A 23,385-nucleotide genomic window follows, 5' to 3' on the forward strand; every position below is an offset into this window, starting at 1 on the left:
TGGTGGTGGGCAACTAACCGGCTCGTTTTCCCAACATCTTCATCGCTGCTAACCATAGCTGCCGCTTTTCGGCGCTGGCGGTGTCCACCATGCCGAACAGGCTGGTGCGAATGGGTTTGACCCCGACGAATTTCAGAATGTTGCGTTCCAGGTTTTTCAAGCTGTGGGCAAAAAAGAAAAACCGGTACGCGAGAGCGGGCATGCCCATGGTGATGATCACACGGCAACTGGTGCCTTTCATCAGCCGGCTGAATTCGCTGTAGCTTGGTTGCTCGCCGGGTGAGCTGGCGGCGAGGCTGGGCCGCAGCACTTGTTCCAGAAAGCCTTTGAGGATGGCGGGCAGTGTGCCAAGCCATAACGGATAAATAATCACCAAATGCTCGGCATCGAGAATTTGCCCTTGGGCCTCCACCAATCCGACCGGCGTTGTGCCGGTCTTATAATCCTCCTGGGTCCGCAGCAGGGGAAACTCGAGCGTGGCCACATCAATGATCTTGACATGATGCCCCGCCGCTTTTGCCCCGTCCGCATAAGCCGCCGCCAGCGCATGGCACAGGTGCCCGCCGGCGGGGTCCGGGTGTCCTTGAAGAATGGCGATTCGTTGTCCCATGCCAGAACGCTACGGCGCGCGGCATGATTTTTCTTTGATTGCCGTCAAGTCGGCCGAAACCCTATAAAAACCGTGGGCAATAGCGTTCTAAGCCTTTGATTCTAAAAGTAAATTTCGTGCATGGGCTCGTTTAATTTTCGCCCAAGTCATTGTTTCTAAACACTTTCTCTCTGTTTTGAGGGGGGTGCATGGGCTCGTTTAGTCGGAACGAGCCCTATAAAAAATAAGTCCACGACCTCTGTCTTGGTCGTTTTTTACTCAGGGGTTGATCATTTGCTGCGGTTTGCTCTGGCCAAGACCCGCTCTGCCCGGCAGCATGCAGCCCAACAACTGTATACATTCAGGGGATGTTTTTTATGCGTAGATTTCTCATGGCTGGTCTTAGCGCAACGTTCGCGTTTGCTTCATTTCATGCCGGTGCTGAGCCTGACCCTCGTCCTGCGAATATGACGCCGGAGCAAATCCAGGAGAAAATCGACTGGGTCAATGATGCTGAGAACAATAAGAACTTCGAATTCTGGCGCCGCTTTCGTGACCAGCCCGATGCCGGGGCCTTCCGCCAACCTCAGGACTGGTACAATCCCATGATCTTGGTGGCCGGGGGCAACACGCAGCCGTACTTCCCGCGTGCCAGCGCAGAGGATGCGCCGACGATTTCCGCCGCGGCGCTAGAGACCGCGACTGAGTGGGCCATGGCGCGCGAGACACAAGCCTTTATCATCTATCATAAGGGCAAGATTGTGCATGAAGCTTACATGGACGGCGTCCATGATACCTTGCCCATTAGCTCTCACTCCTGGGTAAAAACGCTGCACGGCATTGTCGCGGGATTTGCTGTCGCGGATGGCGATATTGAAAGCCTGGATGATCCGGTCGAAAAGTACATTGAGGAATGGAAGGGCGATCCGCGCGGTAAGATCACTGTGCGTCAAACCCTGGAGAACACCACCGGTCTGACCAGCGACCTTGGCGCGCCCGATCAGCCATGGTCAGCCGGCACGCAGTTTGTCGAGGGTCAGGACGTCAATGCTGTCGTCTTGTCTTTGCCCTTGTCCGATGAGCCCGGCACGGTGTTTCGGCATAATAATCCCAACACGCAATTGGCAGGCATGATCATTCATCGCGCCACTGGCCAGAACTTCGCCGCGTACCTGAGCGAGAAACTGTGGCGGCCCATGGGCGGGCAATGGGGCGCGCTGCGCTTGGATAAGGTCTATGGCAACGTCATCACGTACTGTTGCTACCTTTCTGCACCAGCGGATTGGATGCGCATTGCTCATCTCCTGAAAGAAGATGGCAAGCTTCCCGATGGCACACAGTTATTGCCCGAAGGCTGGGTCGACCAGATGCTGGAAGGCTCAGAGGCCAACCCCAACTACGGTTTCAAGATTTGGATCGACAACGAGTTCAAAGCCGACCGGCCCTACGACCCAATGTATCCGCTGGAATTCGCCAATAAGCACTCCGAACCCTTTGCCACCGATGACATGTTTTATCTGGATGGCGGCGGCAAGGTGCGCGTCTGGATCAGCCGTAAGCATGACCTGATTATTCTGCGCAACGGTTATCCGCCGCCGCAGGGCATGGGCTTCGACGAGCCCTTCCTGCCCAACACCATCATCCGCGGTATTTTGTAGGGTGTAGGGCGCGCGGTTTCTGGGGCGCGTGGCTTTAGGGCGCGTGGTTGCATCATTGTGCGTGCCGCTCATTTTGCTGAGTGAGTGGCGCTAAGTCCTGTGGTAAACATAGCCGCTTAAAATGTTACCGAGACCCAGAAGCCCAAGAAGGATTTTCTATGCCCACACGACGCACCGCTCTCTTGGGATTTGGGGCCGCGAGCTTAGCCGCACCGGGCCTGGCGGTACCCGCTCTTAAAAAAGCTGCATTTGCCGCTGCTGGCACATACGATCTGTCTGACCCTGTTGATGCGGTCGAGGCTTACGCCCGGATGCGCGGCAATCTGGATGGGACCCCCGGGATGTGGTGGTATCGCGGCAACATGTTCGCCAAACGCCCCGATGACGTGGCCGAGCGTGTCTTAAAGATCGAAGGCTTTAGCTTCAATCGTCTGGCCCGCCGCGCTGATGGCACGTTCGATCAAATCATGGCCGAAGCGGGATTCTTTATTGACCCTGAGCGCGATGAAATCGTCGACAGTTGGGTGAACCCACTCAATGGCCGCACCTGTGAACCGGGGCATTACAAATCCAGCCAGACCATCGTTGTCGGCCCCGATGGCGTGTCCGGTTCCGAGGCGGCTGCCGTGCCGGTGCAGTTTACCGGCACGGTGGAAGCGCAGAGCCACAGCGGTCGCGTCTGGACCACGGAAAACATGGTCACCAAGCTGCCCAATCCGCGCAGCGAAGCGGAAGACCCGCTGGCCTATTCCGGCCCAGTGATCACCTTGACCTCGCTGGCCTCGTTCACCGGTCAACTGGCGGATTTGAACAATGAAGAGATGGCTTTTATGCCCGCCACACTGCACTTTCAAAACCTCTCGCCGTGGTTGCCGTGGATGAAGATGGGGCAAGACCCAGGGCTGACAACCTGGCAACTTCTGGGCACCAAAGTGCGTTCTCCTGACGATATGCCCGACCGCTTAAGTCGACGCTTAGAAGCTGACTATCCGGGGTGGCTCGACGATCCTGGCGTCTAATTAATGGGAGTATGATGATGCGTTTTCTGACGGCTACTTTGCTCGTAATTGGGATGCTTATCGCCGCGCCACAGCCGGGTGATGCTCAGGAAAAACACCAGGAGAATACGGGTCCTAATATCAATGTGACCCGTGAAATTGTCGGCACGCTGCGGCTGCAAACCAAGTCCGACAAACGCTACCGGGGCGTTGAAGAATGGCGCTTGTTTGTCCATCCCGACGGCTCCCGCACGATGATGCTCAGCAAAGACTTTATTGCGGCCAATGCGCTGCAAATCATGACGGCCCATGTGGATGCGAACTTTCGTCCCATAGATGTTTATGCCACCTACTGGGTACCCGGCGGCTACCGTGGGTCGATCCGGGTTGGGGTAGACGGCTCAAAGCTGCGGGCGGTCTCCGAAGGTCCGGCGGGTCCCTATGCTGAAGAAGTGAACGTGCCGGAGGAGATTTCCGTGGTCACCCATGGTGAGGCTATGAACGGCTGGTATTTGTGGCAGGGACAACGGGACGCTGACGGCAATCACCAGGCAACATATTATAATTTCAATCCGGCGGCGGATGGATCTGAATCGGTCCGTGGCCGATTGCATCCCGCGACGTTCAAATATTTAGGTAATGAAACCATCACGGTTCCTGCAGGCACCTTTGAGACGCAACGCTATTTACTGACCAACATCGAAATCTGGATCACCGGCGAGCATCGCATTCTGGTCAAACAAGCCATCACTGATGAAGACAAAGAATACGTGCTGACCCATCTCAAAGATGCCGTCGTTGATTAAAGCTACTTACTGTTAGCCGGAATCTGCAAATCTGACCGGTCTATTTTAACACCGCCTTTGTAAACGGCAGCGATACGTTGTGTGTTGCGTATGTCTTCACTGGGGTCAGCCTCCAGCAGCACCATATCGGCCAGTTTGCCCGGTTCCAAGCTGCCGAGATCAGTCTCGCGCCCGAGATACTTGGCCGCGTTAAGCGTGCCGATTGTGATGGCCTCAAGGGGCGAAATTCCAGCCTCGACGATCAGTTCTAACTCGCGCTGGGTCAGCGGGCCAATCGGGCGATCTGTGCCGAGCGCAATGATCACGCCTGCGTCATGCAATCGCTTCACGTTTTCCATCGCGTAGGTCAGCGTCGTTTTAAACCAGCTTCCCCAGCCAATCGAGGCGTAGCGTGGACGCGCTTGGGTTCGGAGCTCCTCAATCTGTGCGGCTGTGTAAACCGCCTGAAACAAAGGTGCGTCTAAGAAACCCGGGTCGTCGACAAGCCGGGCGATGTTATCAAACACGGCCAGGGTGGACACCACGATTGTGCCACTGTCGGCCATCATCGGGACAAAGCTCTCGGACATGCGTCCTATGGCGACGGGATGTGCAAAGGTATCAACCCCAGCTGCCAGTGCGATACGGGCATGAGCTTCATCTGAAATATGAATGGTCGTGCGTACCCCCTTTGATGAGGCGTACTTGATAATCTCCGCCACGAGGTCGTCTGAAAACGTTGGTACCCAGGGGTTGGCACCCGCACCAAAACTTTCGTAAGTGATTTTCTGAAGATCCGGCTGCCGCGCAAAGTTGCGGTCTAGTCCCGCCTGACCGTTCGGCCAACTGTCGATCAGCACAGCGTTTGGTCCAGCGCCCCAACTGCCGGGGAACGTCACCGTGCTACCAGAGGCGAAAATCCGAGGACTGAGCAGTTTGCCCGAACGCTCGTCTCCACGAAGACCCATGATGTAGTCCGCTTGATTTCCAGCGTCATAAACAGTGGTCACGCCGCTGTAGAGAAAACTGTGCAACGCTGAAACACCGGCCTGGCGGTCTTCGAGCCGAGTCACCTCACCTGAGCTTGATGTCACCGGACTTCCCGGCACATGAATATGCACATCCATTAAGCCGGGAATGAGGAATTTCCCGCTCCCGTCTATGCGATCCGCAGAGCTGGATGCCGGCAACGAAGCCGCACGGATGGACACGATACGTCCATCCGCAACGACAACGGTCTGGCCGGGTTGAGGGGCTGCGCCTGTGCCGTCGATGACTGTGACGTTCTCAAGGAACAGGGATTGAGCTGAGGCTGGCGCTGCGCCCACAAGGGCTGTCAGACCGCAGAAAACTGAAATCAGATGTCGTTGTCTTCGTCTCATCCTAACCCCCTATCCAACCGCTGCGTAAACTTGTTTGAGGTAAAGCCTTGAATGAACTGCGCGCAGAGTCAATCTTATGTCGAAGCCCGTTCACCTTTAGAGAGCTTAATATTCACATGTTCATTTATTCTTCATGTTTAGCTCAGTGCGGGAAATACAGCACCAGGTGGGTCATTATTGGGCTGGCTTTGGCTGTTGGCATGTTCGCCCCTTTAGCCTCGGCACAGACCCTAATAGTCGGCACGGCTTTCCTTGGTCCCAACCGGGGTCATGCCTATCAGGGCATCACCATGCCAGCCATCATGCCGTTGAATGCGATCTATGACACGCTGACAGTGGTGGAAGAAGATGGGTCTATCGGCCCCAGTTTGGCGGTGTCGTGGCACAGTGAAGACGCGATCACCTGGACGTTTAAGCTGCGCGAGGGTGTTACCTTTTCCAACGGCAAGCCGTTCACCTCCGATGCCATTGTCCGCTCTGTCGGCCATATGCGCAGCCCAGAGGCGGGGCTGTGGACCATCAGTACAATGTTGTATCAAGTGGCCAGCGCGCGCGCTGTCGATGACCTGACGGTCGAGATCGAACTGAATGAACGTGATGCGCTGTTCCCCTTACATGCTGCGGTCTGGCGCATTCCAGAACCGGAGGCGTGGGAAACCCTGCCAAGCACCGAATACGAGGCAAATCCTGTTGGGACGGGTGCTTTTCAGGTGGAAGCTTGGACGGACTCTCGGGTCAACATGGTTGCGTTCAATGAGTCCTGGCGGGCTCCAAAGTTGGACGGATTGGTTTTTGTGGAAATCCCAGATCAAACGGCCAGGCTTCAAGCCATTCTTTCTGATGCTGTGGATTTTGTTGTGGGTTTGGGCCCCGATGATGCCCCCTTTCTGGAAGCGGAAGGTGGGCGGCTTGCGCTACGCCATATGACCACGACCGTGTTTCTAGGTTTTCTAACCGTCAACGGCGGGCCGATTGTGGACCCGAGGGTCCGGCTTGCCCTCAATTATGCGATCGACCGCGAAGCGATGATCACTGCATTCTTGCAGGGAGAGGCAGAGCCTCTGGCCCAATTGGCCTATCCCGGTGCCTTTGGGTATGATCCCAACTTGCCGCCCTATGGGTATGATCCGGAACGCGCAAAGGCCCTGCTGGCGGAAGCGGGATACCCAGATGGTCTCGATTTGGTCGCGACTGTGGCCTCGCGCGTTGCCAATGATCTTCTGTATTTCCAGCAGGTGGCCTTAGACCTTGCTAAGATCGGCGTGAACATGGAATTACGGGGCAAGCCGCCGTTTCAGAATATGCAGGATCTGTTTTTTGGCAACACAACCGGCGAGGTCATCAGCATGACCGTGCGGGGCGCCGATCCTCTCATGGCCTATCGCCACCGGGTCTGTCAGGGCATCTTGCCGGACCGTAGTCCCTACCATTGCGATGAAGCATTGCTGCCCGTGTTGGCTGAGGCACGGAACCAGGTCTCTGCCGAGGCCGCGTTGCCGTTTTATCGCCAGGTGATGGCCCACGAGCGGGAAAATCCGCCGGGCATTATTCTCTGGCAAGGGATAGATTTTGACGGCCTGTCATCCCGTGTTACCGGCTATGCGCCGGTACAGGACGTGATGAACTTTGAAGACTTTGATTTGCTGCCGTAAACCGTTGCGCAGGTTCTAGTGGTCTTTGGCAGGGTCTAGCGATCCTTCGGGTCGAGCGCGTCGCGTAAACCATCGCCGATAAAGTTAAAGCAAAACATTGTAATCGCCAGGAAGGTGGCCGGGATTAGCAGCAACCACGGTGCGGTCTCAATGCTGTTGGCCCCGCGTGAAATCAGCACGCCCCAGCTGGTCAGGGGTTCTTTCACGCCCAATCCCAAGAAACTCAGATAGCTCTCGACCAGAATGTTCGTGGGCACCAAGAGCGTCACATACACAATCACGGGGCCAACCACATTGGGCAAAACATGACGGCCTATAATGCTGGCGGGTCCGGCGCCGCTGGCCTTGGCGGCTTCGATGTATTCTTTCTGTTTTATGGACAGCGTTTGACCGCGCACAATGCGGGCCATGGTCAGCCATTCGACACAGCCGATGGCGAGAAACACCAGATAGATATTGCGGCCAAAGATGGTCACGAGGATGATGATGAAAAACAGCAACGGCAGCGCGTAGAGCACGTCGATAAAGCGCATCATGGCGTTATCGGTGCTGCCCCCCACGTATCCTGCCGTTGCCCCGTAGATAACGCCGATAGAAAGCGCCACCGCCGTGGTCATGATGCCGATGATTAGGGAAACGCGGGCCCCCATCCAGGTCAGGACAAACATATCCTTGCCGGTATCATCGGTGCCGAACCAATGGCCGTTTTCCAGTGAGGGTGGGGCGCCAATATTCATCCAGTCTAGATCTTCTGCCGTGTAGGGACTTAACGAAGGCGCAAAGATGGCCCCTAGGGTGATGAGACCGAGGACGATCACGCCGGCCATGGCTGCTTTGTTTGCTTTGAAACGTCGCAGGGCATCTTGCCAGAGCGAGCGACCTTGCAAAGCGGTTGCGCTTTCCATCAAGGCCATTTGAGCGTCACGTTGTGCGGCGAAAAGAGCCATCAGTTCATCTTCACTTTCGGGTCGAGGAGCCCATACATCAGGTCGACGATCAAATTCAGAATGATCACGGCGACGGCGTAAACAACAACAATACCCAGTACCAACGGATAATCCCGGTTGATGGCACCCTGAATAAAGAACCGGCCCATGCCGGGCAGTTGGAAAATCTGTTCAATGACAACAGAGCCGGTGACCACAGATGCCGCAGCTGGTCCGATGTAACTCATCACGGGCAGGGCGGCGGACTTAAAGGCGTGAGTCCACACCACGTGTCGTTGCGGTAGTCCTTTAGCGCGTGCGGTGCGAATGTAATTTTGTCGAAGGGTCTCAATCATCGCCCCGCGTGTCAGTCGCGCCAGAATAGCGATCTGCGGCAGCGCCAAGGCAATCACCGGCATGATGTAGGGTGTAATGGGAGCCAAGAGCGGCATAGCCTCGGCCAGTCCGCCGCGCGGTTCTAAAGTCGCCACGGGCAGCACTTGCAGGATGACTCCGAAGATCAAACTCATCAGCGGCGCCATGACAAAACTTGGCACGGCGATTCCAGTCATGGCGACACCCATCACAGCGTAGTCGGTAGAGGAGTTTTGCCGGAGCGCGGCCATGATCCCCAGGCTACACCCAATCATAATGGCCAACAGCATGGCCGAAATGCCGAGTTTCAAACTGACGGGCAAGCCGATGATCAACAGTTCCGTGACCGTGCGGTCGATGTAAATGATCGACGGCCCAAAATCGCCGTTGGCCACTTTCTTGAGATACAGTCCATATTGCACAATCACCGGTTTGTCTAAGTCATAGGCTGCTTGCAGATTGGCAATGATTTCTGGCTCTAAAGAAGCATCGTCGTCGAACGGCCCACCCGGTGCCAAATGCATCAGGAAGAACGACAGGGTGACAATCAAGAAAAGAGTTGGCGCTGCAATCAACAAGCGGCGCACCGCATAAGACGTCATAGTATATTTGCGATCTGGCTAGGTGGTTTCATTTATTCGGCTGCTTCACGACTATGTATGGGTCGCTTCATGGGTACCGGCTCTAGCACCCAGTTTTTGGGGTCTTCGCGGCGTTTGGGCGACGGGATGACTTTGACCATTTCATCTGTGGTCTGTTGAGTTTTTAGATCCAGCGCCCGTCCAGCCAACTCCTGTTCTTTGACCCATTTACGAAATTCAATGCCGTGTTTGTCATTCTCTAATGCCAGTTCATCGGACAATGTTGGCGGCACCATAGCGGGTCGGATGAAGTCGATCACTTTGGCATCTTCCTGGAACACCAGCAGGACGCGGTTGTGAGAGTCAGCATCGTATTTGTCATCGGTGAAGAAGTTGCGACCGTGACACCACCACACTTTGGTGCGGTGCTCATCAATGGGTGTGTAGCCGGACACAATCATCTGCCACATGGGCGGCTTCAGATGCATTTCAATCCGAATAGACGGTGCGGGTTTGTAAATGCGTACCATGGTTTTGACATCGGGCCGGTCGTCGTCAATTTTTTCAGCCCAGACTCCGCGCTTGCTGACCGGCTTTGCAAAGGTGATGGATTCGATCTTCTGCTCATCAATGTCGAGGTCGTAGTCATCAACAGTGGGTTTGCCCGGATTGCCGAAATCTGTGTGCACATAAAAGGCGTGAGTATGATCACAGCCATTCTCAATAGCGCGCACCCAGTTGGCCTCGAAGGTGAATGTGCCCTTTACAAACTTCCACTCGTCGCTTTCGCCCTGTTCCCAGGCGCCGTACTCTGGAAAGTAATCGGGCAATGAGGGGCGTTCGGCTTCAGGAGCATCGCCGAGAAAGACCCAGAGCCAGCCATATTTTTCAGCGACCGGGTATGAATCCACGCGGGCGCGTTTCGGAATATTGGCATCCGGCCCAAGAGAAGGGATTTCGACGCAATCGCCAGCGCCATTAAAGCGCCAGCCATGATAAGGGCATTCTACAGCATCGTTGACCACTTTGCCCCGGCAGAGGGAGCCGCCACGATGAACGCAGACGTCGCTCAAACAATGCGCCGTTCCCGCACTGTCCCGAAAAATCACCAGGTCTTGTCCCAACATGCGGACGCCCTTAGGCGCGTCGGTGATGTCTTTGGTTTCTGCAGCCACATACCAGCAGTTTAGCAGCATGGGTATTGTCCCTCTCTGGTCCAGATTAATCGGGACGGTTTACCGCCTTAATCTGGGCGGTTCACCGCATTAGTTTGGGCGGTTCACCGCCATGTAACGCGACAGATAGTTGTTACCGGCGTTCTCGACCCAGCCATCGACATATGTTTTGACAAGGCGGCGGCTGACATAATGATAGACGGGGAGGATAACATAATCTTCCATCAAAACCGTCTCGGCTTTGTTCATGAGTTCATTGCGCTTTTGCTGATCGGAAATGGAATTTGCTTCTTTCATCAGGGCGTCAAACTCTGCGTTGTTGTAGCCGATAAAATTGCTCGGGTCGTCTGATCGCAACAGGTTCAGGTAGCCAGAGGCATCATTGAACGGCGAGAACCAGGCCCAGCGCATCACATCGTAGTCACCCGTGCGAGCCTTGCGGTTAAGGTTGCGAAACTCTGTGTCCATCAGGTCGGCGTTGACCCCAATGCTTTGCCACATGGATTTCATGGCGGATGTAATTTTGCGATTCTCTTCCTGGGTATCGTAAGCCAGCTCGAAGGTCAGTGGATTCTCCGGAGTGTATCCCGCTTCGGCCATCAGGCGCTTGGCTTCGGTCATGCGCTCGGACATAGGCATGGACGCAATAGAGGCGCGCGAAACTTCATACCCATCAACCACAGGCGAGACAAAGCTATAAGCCGGAACCACACCAGTATCGATCAAACGCTCGATCAGCGTCTCCCTATCAAAGGCCAAAGCCAGAGCTTTACGTACCCGAATATCATCAAAAGGTGCTTTTTTCGTGTTGATCAGGAAGTAGTAAATGCCAAGGGTTGGCGAAATGCGCAGCTCGTCCGCCATGTTCTCTTTGATCCAGTCCATTTGATCGGGCGGGAAGTTGAGAATGGCATCCAGTTCACCGGCTCTAAACCGGTTGAAGACCGTGTTCAGGTTTTGGGTTGGGTAGAAGTTAACGGTTTCGATTTGCACGTCGTCTGCGGCATAGAAGCTTGGGTTTTTCTTCAACGTCAGCCGTGTATTGGGAACCCACTCTTCAAGCGTATAGGCTCCATTGCTGACGAACTGTCCTGGCTTGGTCCAGTCATTGCCCAGCTCTTCCACCTTATGACGCGGCGAAGGCGTGGCGGAAAAGCTGTTCAGGGCTTGGGGCAACAAAGGGTTCGGAACCGAAAGCTCAATGCGCACGGTGCGGGCAGCGGGTGCGCTGACGCCTAAGCTTTCTGGGGACAGATCGCCGGAGTTGACTGGTCGACCGTTCTTTACGGAATAGAAAAACTGGGCATAGCGAGAGGCGGTCTCAGGTTTCATCAAGCGTTGCATAGACCACACCATGTCTTGCGCGGTCAGGGGCGTGCCGTCCGACCATTTCAGACCCTCGCGCATGGTGAATTCCCAAACGAGGCCATCATCCGAGACGGTGTGGCTTTCGGCCAAACCATAGGTGAGTTGGCCGTTGGCATCCGGCGTCATCAGACCGACAAACAATTCGTTGAGGATCGGGACAGCTGTATTCCCGGTCGCTTTTTGCGGGTCAAGCGAGGACGGATCGCTGCCACCGGAGCGGTTCAGCACCATTTCTGCGGCAGCGGGTGTCGCCAGTGGTCCTGCCATCATCATGACGCCGAGCATCACGGCACCAACACAACGCGTTACTATCTGCATCTTAACTCTCCTGCCGTTGTTCCCTTCAGAGGCGTATCCTATGAAGTATTGCGGTCGAGATTTAGAAACTTGAATTTACCAATAGTGTATCCATCGGGCGCGTTCCGCGAACTGTTTGCCAGCCGCGCGTCGATCTTGCGGCAATTCGCCCTCCAAATACATCCCCGTATCGTAGCGCTCACGGTATTGATCAAACACGGGCCGGTACAGGGCCATATGCACATCGGGGATTCGGTGTTTTTCACGGAAATCCTTAATGGGCACGATGGTTTTTCTTTGGGTCTCAAAAGGCCCCGCTAATGCCAATTCTACGCCTCTCGGACCATAGATGGCTGAACGCCCTGGGCCGCCATAAGCGGTGTCTTGGAAGAACGATTTATTCTTTTTGCTGATGGTGACTGAGTTATTGGTGATCATGGTGTAGACGCTGTTGTGATAGGAGGTGAGTCGCATGTCGTCTGACTCAAATCCGCCGGTCGCCACCCGGCAGATAATCTCAGCGCCTTTCATAGCGAAGCAGCGAAACAACTCCGGCTCAAATTGAACCGCTGACATAGCGATGTTGCCGATGTCTGTTTGGGCCACGGGAATAACCGCGTCCTCGCCGTACATCTCAATGAAGCGCGGGTACACATCGTAAATGTTTGTGGTGAATTGTTCCGACCCTGGGAACATGCCGCGCACATTACGTTGTTTCCAATGCTGGGCGACGATGTTGCCGTCGGGGCCAATCAACACCATCAAGTGCAGAATATGGCCGGGCCAGTTTACGGGGTCTTTGGCATAAGTCCCGAAAGCCACGTAGCAGCCATATTGTTTGGCCTTTTGTCCGATAGCTTCGGTTTCAGGTCCGGGGACTTCACGGCACACATTATAGTGCTGCTCGCGCGTCCAAGTGCTGAAGCCGGTGAGGGGAAACTCATGAAACAGTAGTAAATCGCTGGGGCCGCCGTAGCCATTGGCCGCATCAATGCTGTTGAGCATGTAGTTCAGATTTTCCTTCAGCGCGGGCTCCGGTTTGTCGCCGGGTACGCCATGCACTTCCGTCTGAACCACTGAAATGGTGATGCGGTCTTTACGTAGTGGCACGGTGGGATAGGTGCCGTCTTCGCGCACCATAAGCTGAGATCCAGTCTGGTCTGTGGTCATCTTATCTTCCCCTCATGTTTTATAGTCAGGCTAAGGCTCGCTGTTTCCTTCGGTCAAGAACTACACGGTGACATTCAGTGACACACGCAGACGCCTGTTATCGATTAAGTGACAGATAGCGGGTGAGATTTGCACTACGCGCGTTATCGACCCAGCCTTGCACAACCGGGTTCACCAAGCGTCGCCCGGCATGAAAATAAAGTGGAATGATCGGCTGATCAGTGTTTAGGATCGCTTCGGCCTCGGCCAGTAAGGTTTCCCGTTTTTGCGGATCGCGTTCTGCATTGGCTTCTCGGTATTTCGCATCAAAGACCGGGTTGCTGTAGCCGGTGACGTTGGCCCCGTTGGTAGATTCCAACAGCCCTAAAAACGTGGCGGCGTCATCAATAGGACCAAACCAGGTCCAGCGAATCATTTCGAAATTGCCCGTCCGGCCGTCTCGGTTCACATCAGACGCGCCAGTTGTGTCGGTATCGACCTTCGCACCAATCGCTTGCCACATGGCCGTGAGCGCTACCGCAATACGGCGGTTCTGCTCGATTGGGTCGGTTTTGAGCGAAAACGTCAGAGGGTTGTCTGGTCCATATCCGGCGTCTTGCAGCAGGGCGCGCGCTTCCGCCATGCGTTCGCCGATCGGCCTGTCTGCATACTCTGCGGGCGTGCCGTTATAGCCGTCGGTGATGGGGGGCACGATGTTGGTTGCCGCAGACGTGCCCGGCGGCAAGAGTCGCTGCACGATGGCGTCTCGGTCAATCGCCAAGGCCAGTGCGCGCCGCACGCGCGGATCATCAAAGGGGGCGTTGCGAATATTGGGCGCGAGATAATATATGCCCAACGCTGGCGTGATGTGCAGGGAGTCCGGCATGGTTTCGCGGATGCGATCAATTTGATCTGCCGGGAAATTCAGGATGACATCAAGCTCGCCCGCCCTAAACCGGCTGAGGCTCGTGCCCTGGTTCTCGGTGGGGTAAAAAATGACCTCATCAATGGCCACATTTTCGGCATCGTAAAAGAAATCATTCTTAACCGCCCGGATGAAGGTGGCGGGCATCACTTCGGCCAGCTTATACGCTCCGTTGCTGACCATAACCTGTGGTCGCGTCCAACCCCGGCCTTCCGCCTCAATAACATGCCGTGGCACCGGGGACGCTGCATTGGACGACATCAATTGCGGTAGATACGCCGTTGGTTGATTGAGTTTGACCACAAGGGTGCGGGCGTCGGTAGCTTCAACGCCTAGAGCTTCCGGTGGCATCTCCCCTTTGTTGATGGCTTGAGCATTCACAATGGGAGACAGTTGAGAGGCAAACCGCGCCGCCGTTTCCGGCGTCAGCAGACGGCGAAAGGAATAGACAAAATCCTCTGCCGTAAGCGGGGTGCGATCAGACCACAAAGCATCCGGTCTCAAAGTGAATGTATAGGTCAATCCGTCGTCGCTGACCGTATAGGAGTCGGCGACGCCCGGGACCAGCTTGCCAGCGGCATCCAGAGTCATCAGTCCGGTGAATAGATCGTAGAGAATAACCGCAGCGCTATTGCCGACTGCCTTATGGGGATCAAGGGAGCGAGGCTCAGAATTGGTCCCGCGATGTAAGGTCGACGCCGTTGCTATGCTTTGTGTTGCAAGCAATAGAGCCAGCGTGAGGGTACCAAAAGTGCGGAAAAAAACGTTCATAAAGGCCATACGCTTTCTTGGGAAATTGGTCATATATGTATGATGTTTCGAAATGGGCTTGGTCCGCAAGAGGGGATCGCCCAAACTAGATCAGAATTTCACGTATAGGAGATGATGATGACACGACGAGATTTACTGGCAAGTGCCGCTATGACGGCTTTTGCCGCTAATACAGGCGCGCGCGCAGCGGTTGCGGCTGAGCGCAAGACATTCGTGCTTGTGCATGGGGCCTGGCATGGTGGGTGGTGCTGGAAGTACGTGCGCGACCCGCTGATTGCTGCTGGCCACGCTGTCTTTACGCCCTCCCTGACAGGACTCGGTGACCGCGTTCATCTGCGCAACCCAGAGGTCAACCTCAGCACACATGTGACAGACATCGTAAACTTGATCGAATTTGAGGAATTGGAGGATATTATTCTCGTCGGGCATTCCTATGCCGGGCATGTGGTCAGCCTGGTGGCCGATAAGGTCAAAGACCGCCTGCAGCATGTTGTGTATCTGGATGCGGTTCTGCCGACTGATGGTAAGCCGTTCTTACCTCCCGGTGTTGGAGAGGAACGCATGTCGGATGCCAAAGACGGCTATCTTATGGCCCACGCCGGGATGGCCTTTTTAGGCATCCCAGACGGGCATCCGCTGTATGACTGGGTTGAAACCAAGCTGGTTGAGCATCCGCTACCAACATTGATGGAAACCGTTGTTTATGAAAACGGCGGCCCCGCCGGCTTGCCGAAAACCTATGTCCGATGCACCCAGAATGCGCGTCAGATTGGCGAGAATGGCGATCCAGTCGAAACCATAACGGCGGCTGATCCGGAATGGACTTATCTGACTCTGGACACCGGACATGACTTGATGGTTACAGCTCCGGAAGAAACAGTTGAAATTCTTTTGTCGATATAGAGGGGACTAGATACTTAACGGGATGGTCACTTAATGTTGCGAAACTTTTGCAACGCCTAGCTTATTCGCCTGCTGCGAACTCATCCGCAAGTTTTTCCGGGTCCGTATTCAGGCTTTCGTCTTCGAGGGCCTCAAGTTCTTGATGAATGATGCGCAGAATGCGGGCGATGTAATCTGCATGCCACTGCTGCCGCTCTCGGGAGGCATCGTCATCGGGCCGGTAGGAATCGATATTGGCTTTGGTCACCGGTACGCCATCTTCAAGCAGGCGCTCGACAGTGTCTAAGCGCTCGCGGGTGACAGCAAGCTCGGTGGCTACGGCCATAGTGATCGACAAAACACGTTCAACGGCAGGATCGTCAAAGAAATAAGGGCGTTTACCTTTTGATTTGGCGTTCGCAAGTTTGTTGACGTCAATATCGGCCATTGTGTGTTCCTATAGTTCCTTCTTTGTGTGCGACTTATTTCCAACCGCCGAATAAATACCAGCGCTCGCCTTTATACTTGGAATCTTTCCCGTCGCCACAGTCTTTCGAAAGATCGGCAGGGTCACCGTTTCCATTCGCTCTCGGACCTTTATGCAACTCCGCTGAGTGACGTGACATGGTGCTTGACCACGGCTGGAACTGTCCTTGCTCGATATCAGCTTCGGTGCCGCCTTCAAACATGTGCTCTTTAGAAAAGCCCGCTTTGGCCATAACGTCGAAGACATCCATGACATGCAACTTTGACCAAAAAGGCTCATTGTTGTACCAGGCATCCCAGTCGCGGGTGAATTGATCGTACAAAGACGTATCCGGCGTGAAATTAGGCTGCTCCACATTCAGGCAGAGCCCCCCAGGAGTCATCATCGCGTATATCTTTTTCATCATGCTTTGAAAGGCTGAAGTTGAGGTTTCATGCCAGAACATGGTGGTCTGTACCCAGTCGATGGAGTTGGGCTCGATATCCAGTGCGTCTCCATCAGCCTGAATAAAACGTACGTTTTTGTATTCCAGAGCTTGTGCTCGAGCGTGCCCCCAGCGCAACATTGGCGCGCCAACATCAACTGCAATTACCTCAGCCTCCGGATAAGCTGCGGCGATTGGCAAGGTGTTGACTCCAATCCCTGCGCCCAAATCCAAAATACGACGCGGTTTGAAGTCCGGTGCATTTTGTTTCACGAAGTTCACAACAGCACGTCCGCCGCCATCTCCTCTTGACGACATCGACCCTGCGGTTGTGACAAAAATACCAGCTTCATAGTTCACGCCAGCAAGCACATCATCGTCTACAACGCCGGTGTGGTAACTGCCCGGCATGCAGTGATTGTCGACTGCCGCAAGATAGCGCGGCACGGTCGTGTCTTTATTCAACAGGAGTGTATCTTTGCCTGTGTTATGCGCTTTGGCGTTGTTCACCAGATTGTCTAACTGGCGCAGAACCACATGCCGGCCAGCTTGTTGACGTTGTTCCATAGTATTGCGCCGAAGTGCGGCCCAAGATTGGTAGTGTGGATCTTTTCTCATCGCATCACGGACCTGCTGTCGTGTTTCCAGCGCTTTGCCTTGGGTTTTTTGAAATGCCGGCGCAACGCGTTTCTCAAAGGCGAGGCGATTCCCAGGGAATACCTGCTGATTGAGATGCACATTGAGGTTGGTCAAAAAATTGAATCGCGCCGTTTCATCGTGGTCTACGGCAGGTGACAGAGGGTGTGTGCTAGAGCGGTCGTAGGTGGGTGGGAGTGTGCTGGCCATAGCAGGTATCCTTGCCGTCATGCAGAGTATGAACTGCGAATTGTCAAGGAGTCTAATGCTCGCTCAACACGTGGCAAGGGGGTGCGCGCCGACGCGTGCGCTGTATGACTTCGGCGCAATTAGCGATCTGCGCTGATGTTGATGGCTTGCTCGTAGGTTTCCTCGGTGTCACCACGGGCCGTATCTTCAGTTTCTTCCTGAAACACATAAAAAATGCGGTCCAGCAATTCCTGACGCATGCGTTCCCGCTCTTCGGCGCGCTCGGGAGACGGCTCAAAGGTTTCAATGTCTTTTTCTAAAAAAACACCTTTTTGAGCTGCTACCGCTTCGACTGTATCAAGGCGTTCACGCATCACCCACATTTCTGTGATCATCGACATCATCATGGCGATGAGCCGATCGTTCACCGGATCATCAAAGAATGTCGGGCGATGCCCCTTTGCGGTTTGCGGTACCTTGACTTTAGATGTCTCATTCATGGGTATTCTCCTATTTTTGGCCGACCATGAACCAGAACCCCATCATGTTTTTCTGAGCGGTGTTCGTAGATGTGACGGGGGCATGGCCAAAGGGTTCGAGATGTAGTTTAGTTGATCCTTCAGGCCATCCCGCGTCGGCCATTGCTTTCTCAAGGTCCATATCTCGATAGGTCGACCAAAAGGGTTCATTATTGTTATAGGTTTCGGCATCGAAAACGGTTTGCCGCCACAAGTCGAAGTTTTCGAATTGGCCAGCCTCTAAGTGGACCATCAGACCACCTGGTTTGAGCAGGCGTCGGGTTTCTTCCAGGATACGGGGCACGGCTTTACGAGATGTCTCATGGAAGATGATACAGGAGACAACGAGGTCGAAAGACTCATCTTCAAAGTTTGTCTTTTCCGCGTTCTGCTGACTGAAATGGATCGCTTTACCCAGAGACTCGGTTCTTGCATGTGCATACCTAAGTAATGCGGCGCCCAATTCGATGCCGTGTACTTCTGCGTCTGGATATGCATCACAAAAGGGGACAGTGTTATTGCCGGTGGCGCAGCCCATATCGAGTATACGTTTGGGAGCGAAGCCGGGGTGCTCCCGTTTCAGATACCCAACAATGGACTGGCCAGACCTGTCCCCCTGGGGGCCACCGCGACCGCTGCCATAGATGTAAGAGCCTTTATCGTAAATTGCACCTGCCGCGATATCGCCATCGCCCAGGTCCGTCGTGTACCCGCCCGGCATGCAGTGGATATCCAAGCTGTCGATGTATTTAGGAATTTCCATATCCGGATTTAGGGTCAGGCTGCCGAGGGTGTCGATGCTTTGCTTAGCCCGGACCATCATGTCGTCGATCTGACGGTTCAAAGAGTAAGTCACTGACGCCCACATCAATTCCTGGGCGGCGCGCTGGATGCTGAGGTGCGCCTGATAAAAGGGCTCCTTGCGCATCTCGGTTTTAATTTCCTGGCGGGTTTCAAAGGGTCGGCCCTGTTCTTTCTCGAATCGAGGTGTGACTCGGTTCTCGAAAATGACCCGGCTCCCGTTGGACAGGTTACGAATGACACATTCCCGCAGGGTCCTTTGAAAGGCTTGCCTGGCCTTATCATCCGTTGACCATTTGGGCGTGATGCCGTGGGTGGCTTGGGGTGGTGGTAGCAGCATGATCCAAACTCCTTTCTCTTCTCTGAGAAACTATAAGCTGCCTGCCTTGCGGATAAAGTCCTTGTTTTCGGGCCTGTTCATTCTTGGAGAACGGCTAAGGGGTTGCCCGCAACCCTGCCTTTGGGGTACCAGCGCTCTCATAGTATTTGCCTTAGATATCAGGATCGGAGTTTTACCCCATGGCAACCTTGAATGTCACCAACCGCGCTGGCGAACAAAGCCAAGTTGAAGCCAAGGCAGGCGCGACCTTGATGGAAATTCTGCGCGACAACGATCTTGATGTTGAAGCCATTTGTGGCGGTTGCTGTTCTTGCGCCACATGTCACATTTTTGTCGATGCCGCCTGGGCCGATAAACTGCCTCCTTTGTCGGAAGATGAGAAAGAATTGGTGGAAGAAACCGAGAGCTATCAACCCAACAGCTCGCGCCTCAGCTGTCAGGTCACGATGACAGACGAGCTGGATGGCCTGACCATCGTTGTTGCGCCTGAAGAATAAAGAAGCGGCTGAGGTCCTAATCTGCGTCGTTGTGTTTTTGGATCTTCTCGCTGTTTGCGTTGTGCATGAGGAGGACTATATCCCCCTCACAGTAAAGGTCTTGGACGCCTGGCTTCAGTCATCACGCGGTTGGAACATGTAATGCGGCTTCTTCTGGTTTTTGTTTTGGCGCTGCACACCAGTTTTGGGACGGTTGGAACAGCCGTCCGGGCAGATGAGAATATCCTCCGGTATGCGACCAAGGGCTTGCCGATCAATTACGGCAATCCTTATCGCGCCAACGGCACCCCCTCTAATTTCATATGGCTTGGTATATTTGACGCGCTGACCCGGTTAGACCCAGATGGAAATCTGGTGCCTGCCTTGGCGACCTCCTGGGAAAACATTGATCCAAACACCTGGCAATTCCATCTTCGGCAGGGTGTCACGTTTTCAAACGGAGAGCCGTTTACGTCTGCAGCCGTTGTGGATACGATCATGTGGCTTAAAACCGACGAAGGTCGACGCTCCATTATTGGCAATGAAGTGCGCAGCATCACTTCGGCTGAAACTATTGATAACCACACGGTTCTAATTCGCACTGACCCGCCTGATGCCATTTTGCCAAACCGTCTCAACGCGATGTTTGTCGTCGCACCGAAGGCATGGGCTGAACTTGGACCGGATGCGTATGCCAAAGATCCGGCAGGTACGGGCTCCTTTGTTGTGTCTGATTGGGGCGACACCTCTGGTGTTGCAGAGCTAACGGCGCGGCCTGAGTCCTGGCGTCCTCCATATGTTGATGGCGTGCGCATGACCAACCTGCCAGACAACGCGGCACGCATTCAGGCCCTACTGGCGGGCCAAATCGACATTGCTGGGAACATCAATATTGATGACATCGAATTGGTCGAACGCCTTGGATTTAAGACGGTGAATGCTCCGATTTTTGGGGTTATGAGCATGGCATTTCGCCTTGAAGAGGACAGAGAGACGCCACTTAAAGATATCCGTGTGCGCCAAGCGCTAAACTATGCGGTCGACAAACAGGCCATCGCGGACGCCTTATTGCTTGGGGTTACGGTACCAGGAGGGCAGCCCGCGGGTCGACGCACTTTTGGCTATAATCCAGATATCGAGCCTTATCCTTACGACCCAGACCAAGCCCGCGCTTTGCTGGCTGACGCTGGCTACCCAGATGGCTTCGACCTGACTTTTGCGGTGATGATCGAGCGCGTACCCGGTGACAGTTCGATCTATCAGACGGTGGCTGATTATTTGTCTCAAGTTGGGGTGCGACTCAATCTGCAAACTGTGACGTTTCCAACATGGATCAATAATTATCTGCCGGGGACATGGAACGACAGTATTGACGGCTTTACGCTGTCTTGGAATGCGTTGCCCTACAACGATGTACTGCGCCCAATGGAGTATTTCTCCTGCCTCAAAGCGGTGCCATTCTATTGTGACGAGGTGTTGACGGCTAAGGTCTCTGCAGCGGCGGCGGCCATGGAGACCGAGTTGCGTCAGGAACGCCTCTTTGACTTGGCGCAGGAGTTTCATACCCGAGCGCCCAGTTTGTTCTTGGTGGAGATGTTTGACCTGTTCGCCCATGCACCAAATGTCAGCAATGTGCAGGTAGCTAATAAAGTTGTGATGTACGAGAACGTTAGGGTGAAGGCGGACTAGCCGGGCCGAAATCTCAGTCGCTTTGGGACCATTTGAAACCTCCGAGTTCGCCGGGTTCCCGTACCAAGTGAATGCGATGCTGATAGAAATCCGCGAGATAAACAGAATCGTGTCGCTGAACAGGCTGATAATTGGTATCGAAAACGATAAGCCTAATACGCACCAGGGGTGTTCCTACAGCGCAACCCAAGACATTTGCATCTTGCATGTCGGCCAACGTGGCCCCGATCAATTGGTCTGCGCTGAGGATGTTGATGCCCTTGCGCTCCAATATGCTCACCAAAGACAAAGTATCAATTTCAGCAACGTCGAGTTTAACCTCTAAGCTGGCAGGGAAGTAGGTTTTTGATCGACCGATGACCCTGCCCTGCATGACACGTGTTAGCGAGACGCAGGTGACTTCAGCACCAATATCCAACTGCAAGTCTGTCGCTGTATCGGCGTCCGCCGAGACCTGTTCGACCTTAAAATTGCGGGCTTGAGAGCGTTGCGCGAGTGAATCGATGCGTTTTAAGACTTGCCCCATGTCGCCAGTGAGTGGTGGTGTCGCATCATTGCCCGTGACAAATGTGCCGCGTCCTTGTTCCCGGCGCACCAGTTTATCTGTTGCCAGCAGATCAACGGCTTTACGAACTGTGATGCGTGAAACACCAAAGGTTTCGCAGAGCTCGGTTTCGGTTGGAAGTTGTTTTCCAGACCGATAGTTTCCGTTGTGAATCCAATCTCTCAGCGTCAGGTAGACTTGGTAGTACCGTGGAAGCTTTTGGCTCTCGGCAACAGTGTCGGCAGTTAAAGGCTTCATTGGGCCGCTGTCCCCTTGATCACAACTTTATTGCACGTTACGGCAAATCAGCCTTAGACACAGCCCCACGCGTGCAGGACTCACAATTATTTTTACGCGCGGTCGAACACTTCAAATGCAGCACGTTCGCCAGATTCCATCGCGCCTTCCATCCCTTGCTGCAGGAGGGCTGTGTGCTCGCCTGCAAAGTGAAGACGTCCGTGAGGATTTGCGACGATGTTGCCGTATTTGGCGATTTGCCCTGGGGCGCGGTAAGCGAAGGTGCCGCGCGTGTAGGGGTCGCCGCTCCAATTGCGAACAGCAATGCCTTCGACGCGCCCTTCCATGCTGGGCCGCATGGCAGTTATCTCTCGCATTACGTAGGCCATGATGTCTTCATCGTTCCACGTACGCAGGGTGTAATTCACAATGCCGTTCAGATAGACCCAGATATACTTGCCATTGGGCGTGCCCCAGTTATACGCGCGACCGATTGGTCCGTCTGACCAGAGCGATGAGCCCAGACCATCAATTTCCCAAAACGGTTCATTCACTTTGAGATAGACGCTGGTGGCCTGCCCGTATGGGATATTTGATACGGCTTCTGCCTGCAGGGGCGGTAGGACGGGATCAAGTTTCAAAGTACGGAGCAGCGTCAGGGGGAGACTAGAGATCGTGTATTGTGCTCTCAAAACTTCGCCAGACGCTGTTGTTACTTCAACGCCATCGGCTGATTGGTTGATCGCAGCGACAGGCGTGTTCAGCCGCACGTCTCCTTTTAAAGCATTTGCCATGGCTTCTGGAACTTTGCTCATCCCACCGACAACCAAATTGAATGGCTCGCCCGTCATTTCAAAAGCCGATACGCGCGCTTTGCGCAGGTTCCAGAAATAAGACTCTGTGTGTAGGCTGTCAGACTGCGCAGCCAGTTGCAGATAGCGAAGATCTTCTGGACTTGCGCCGGCAGCAACGTAGTGGTCGTACAATGATTTGTCGTTGGCGTTGAACTCTGCCTCTAGCCAACTGTCAAGCTCTGGGAGACCCGTCTCCTTCGGCATGAAGGCGCGGGTCAAGCCAAAGGGCGGAATATTTCTGGTTTTGTCGGGAAGCTGATTGACGCTGGCTTGAGGCCAGTCCGCTAAGGACACCCTTTGGCCTCCAGCATTAATCATGAAATTCAAACCCGCGATTTGCCAGGGTTCTAGCGTGAGGCCAAAGCGATCAACGGTGCTCATAATACGTGCGTACATGGGGCCGATTTCAGACCCGCCGCCTTCTGGCATTTCAGGCTTATCTGCCAGCGTGTAGACCCGCCCACCCACGCGGTCGCGTGCTTCCAGCACGGTGACGGACATTCCGAAATCTTCCAGTAATAGCGCTGCGTTGAGACCCGATAATCCGGCTCCAATCACGATCACGTCTGATTTTGACTGCGCGTGTGCCTTAGATGCTGTGTGTGTCACTGCTGTCGCAGCGGCAGTCTGTAGCAGTGTTCTACGGTTGATCATGTGCGCCATCCCAATAGATTTGG

The 23,385-nt window shown here is 54.4% G+C and carries 21 protein-coding genes; 7 read left to right on the forward strand and 14 right to left on the reverse strand.

Annotated elements, in window-relative coordinates:
* Nucleotides 1-13: 13 nt before the first annotated feature.
* On the reverse strand, nucleotides 14-610 hold the full coding sequence (locus RIC29_06170) for an NAD(P)H-dependent oxidoreductase (GenBank protein ID MEQ8734488.1): 597 nt from the start codon (nucleotides 608-610) through the stop codon (nucleotides 14-16).
* A gap of 356 nt (nucleotides 611-966) precedes the next feature.
* On the opposite strand from RIC29_06170, the gene RIC29_06175 reads away from it, so the two are divergent.
* The 3 genes from RIC29_06175 to RIC29_06185 all read left to right on the forward strand — a co-directional run bounded on the left by RIC29_06175 (nucleotide 967) and on the right by RIC29_06185 (nucleotide 4,051).
* On the forward strand, nucleotides 967-2,247 hold the full coding sequence (locus RIC29_06175; GenBank protein ID MEQ8734489.1) for a serine hydrolase domain-containing protein: 1,281 nt from the start codon (nucleotides 967-969) through the stop codon (nucleotides 2,245-2,247).
* A gap of 158 nt (nucleotides 2,248-2,405) precedes the next feature.
* Nucleotides 2,406-3,266 (forward strand): DUF1838 family protein, encoded by an 861-nt coding sequence (locus RIC29_06180; GenBank protein MEQ8734490.1) that lies wholly within the window; start codon nucleotides 2,406-2,408, stop codon nucleotides 3,264-3,266.
* A gap of 17 nt (nucleotides 3,267-3,283) precedes the next feature.
* Nucleotides 3,284-4,051 (forward strand): hypothetical protein, encoded by a 768-nt coding sequence (locus RIC29_06185; GenBank protein ID MEQ8734491.1) that lies wholly within the window; start codon nucleotides 3,284-3,286, stop codon nucleotides 4,049-4,051.
* Between the two features lie 2 nt (nucleotides 4,052-4,053).
* Here RIC29_06185 and RIC29_06190 read toward each other — a convergent pair whose 3' ends face one another.
* A complete protein-coding gene (locus RIC29_06190) occupies nucleotides 4,054-5,412 on the reverse strand; it encodes an amidohydrolase family protein (protein ID MEQ8734492.1) in 1,359 nt (452 codons plus the stop codon).
* A 200-nt stretch (nucleotides 5,413-5,612) separates the two neighbouring features.
* Here RIC29_06190 and RIC29_06195 point away from each other — a divergent pair, with 200 nt between their 5' ends.
* Nucleotides 5,613-7,064 (forward strand): ABC transporter substrate-binding protein, encoded by a 1,452-nt coding sequence (locus RIC29_06195; protein ID MEQ8734493.1) that lies wholly within the window; start codon nucleotides 5,613-5,615, stop codon nucleotides 7,062-7,064.
* Nucleotides 7,065-7,099: 35 nt separating this feature from the next.
* Here the strand turns inward: RIC29_06195 and RIC29_06200 are convergent, their stop codons facing one another.
* The 6 genes from RIC29_06200 to RIC29_06225 form a co-directional block, all read right to left on the reverse strand.
* On the reverse strand, nucleotides 7,100-8,011 hold the full coding sequence (locus RIC29_06200; protein MEQ8734494.1) for an ABC transporter permease subunit: 912 nt from the start codon (nucleotides 8,009-8,011) through the stop codon (nucleotides 7,100-7,102).
* Entirely contained in the window at nucleotides 8,011-8,967 is a 957-nt protein-coding gene (locus tag RIC29_06205) for an ABC transporter permease subunit (GenBank protein MEQ8734495.1), read from the reverse strand. Before RIC29_06205 ends, RIC29_06200 begins: the two co-directional genes overlap by 1 nt.
* Nucleotides 8,968-8,999: 32 nt before the next feature.
* Entirely contained in the window at nucleotides 9,000-10,142 is a 1,143-nt protein-coding gene (locus RIC29_06210) for an aromatic ring-hydroxylating dioxygenase subunit alpha (GenBank protein ID MEQ8734496.1), read from the reverse strand.
* Nucleotides 10,143-10,211: 69 nt separating this feature from the next.
* Nucleotides 10,212-11,807 (reverse strand): peptide ABC transporter substrate-binding protein, encoded by a 1,596-nt coding sequence (locus tag RIC29_06215; protein ID MEQ8734497.1) that lies wholly within the window; start codon nucleotides 11,805-11,807, stop codon nucleotides 10,212-10,214.
* 75 nt (nucleotides 11,808-11,882) lie between these two features.
* A complete protein-coding gene (locus tag RIC29_06220; protein ID MEQ8734498.1) occupies nucleotides 11,883-12,956 on the reverse strand; it encodes a nitrilase-related carbon-nitrogen hydrolase in 1,074 nt (357 codons plus the stop codon).
* 97 nt (nucleotides 12,957-13,053) lie between these two features.
* The gene (locus RIC29_06225; GenBank protein MEQ8734499.1) at nucleotides 13,054-14,631 is read right to left on the reverse strand and encodes a peptide ABC transporter substrate-binding protein; all 1,578 of its coding nucleotides are present in this window, start codon (nucleotides 14,629-14,631) and stop codon (nucleotides 13,054-13,056) included.
* 117 nt (nucleotides 14,632-14,748) lie between these two features.
* Between RIC29_06225 and RIC29_06230 the strand changes: the two genes are divergently transcribed.
* Nucleotides 14,749-15,534 (forward strand): alpha/beta fold hydrolase, encoded by a 786-nt coding sequence (locus RIC29_06230; protein MEQ8734500.1) that lies wholly within the window; start codon nucleotides 14,749-14,751, stop codon nucleotides 15,532-15,534.
* A gap of 61 nt (nucleotides 15,535-15,595) precedes the next feature.
* Here RIC29_06230 and RIC29_06235 read toward each other — a convergent pair whose 3' ends face one another.
* The 4 genes from RIC29_06235 to RIC29_06250 form a co-directional block, all read right to left on the reverse strand.
* Entirely contained in the window at nucleotides 15,596-15,961 is a 366-nt protein-coding gene (locus RIC29_06235) for a hypothetical protein (protein MEQ8734501.1), read from the reverse strand.
* A gap of 34 nt (nucleotides 15,962-15,995) precedes the next feature.
* A complete protein-coding gene (locus RIC29_06240; GenBank protein ID MEQ8734502.1) occupies nucleotides 15,996-17,270 on the reverse strand; it encodes a methyltransferase domain-containing protein in 1,275 nt (424 codons plus the stop codon).
* A gap of 119 nt (nucleotides 17,271-17,389) precedes the next feature.
* On the reverse strand, nucleotides 17,390-17,749 hold the full coding sequence (locus RIC29_06245; protein MEQ8734503.1) for a hypothetical protein: 360 nt from the start codon (nucleotides 17,747-17,749) through the stop codon (nucleotides 17,390-17,392).
* Between the two features lie 10 nt (nucleotides 17,750-17,759).
* A complete protein-coding gene (locus RIC29_06250; GenBank protein MEQ8734504.1) occupies nucleotides 17,760-18,908 on the reverse strand; it encodes a class I SAM-dependent methyltransferase in 1,149 nt (382 codons plus the stop codon).
* 179 nt (nucleotides 18,909-19,087) lie between these two features.
* On the opposite strand from RIC29_06250, the gene RIC29_06255 reads away from it, so the two are divergent.
* Together RIC29_06255 and RIC29_06260 are read left to right on the forward strand one after the other, a co-directional pair.
* Nucleotides 19,088-19,405: a 2Fe-2S iron-sulfur cluster-binding protein gene (locus RIC29_06255; protein MEQ8734505.1), complete on the forward strand. Its 318-nt coding sequence runs from the start codon at nucleotides 19,088-19,090 to the stop codon at nucleotides 19,403-19,405.
* A 141-nt stretch (nucleotides 19,406-19,546) separates the two neighbouring features.
* A complete protein-coding gene (locus tag RIC29_06260; protein MEQ8734506.1) occupies nucleotides 19,547-21,073 on the forward strand; it encodes an ABC transporter substrate-binding protein in 1,527 nt (508 codons plus the stop codon).
* Nucleotides 21,074-21,086: 13 nt separating this feature from the next.
* Here RIC29_06260 and RIC29_06265 read toward each other — a convergent pair whose 3' ends face one another.
* Nucleotides 21,087-21,875 carry a GntR family transcriptional regulator gene (locus RIC29_06265; GenBank protein ID MEQ8734507.1) on the reverse strand — a complete coding sequence of 263 codons (789 nt, stop codon included), beginning with the start codon at nucleotides 21,873-21,875 and terminating at the stop codon, nucleotides 21,087-21,089.
* Between the two features lie 92 nt (nucleotides 21,876-21,967).
* The gene (locus RIC29_06270; GenBank protein ID MEQ8734508.1) at nucleotides 21,968-23,362 is read right to left on the reverse strand and encodes an NAD(P)/FAD-dependent oxidoreductase; all 1,395 of its coding nucleotides are present in this window, start codon (nucleotides 23,360-23,362) and stop codon (nucleotides 21,968-21,970) included.
* Nucleotides 23,363-23,385 lie beyond the last annotated feature (23 nt).

Source organism: Rhodospirillaceae bacterium, from assembly GCA_040219235.1.
Taxonomy (GTDB): Bacteria; Pseudomonadota; Alphaproteobacteria; order Rhodospirillales; family Rhodospirillaceae; genus WLXB01.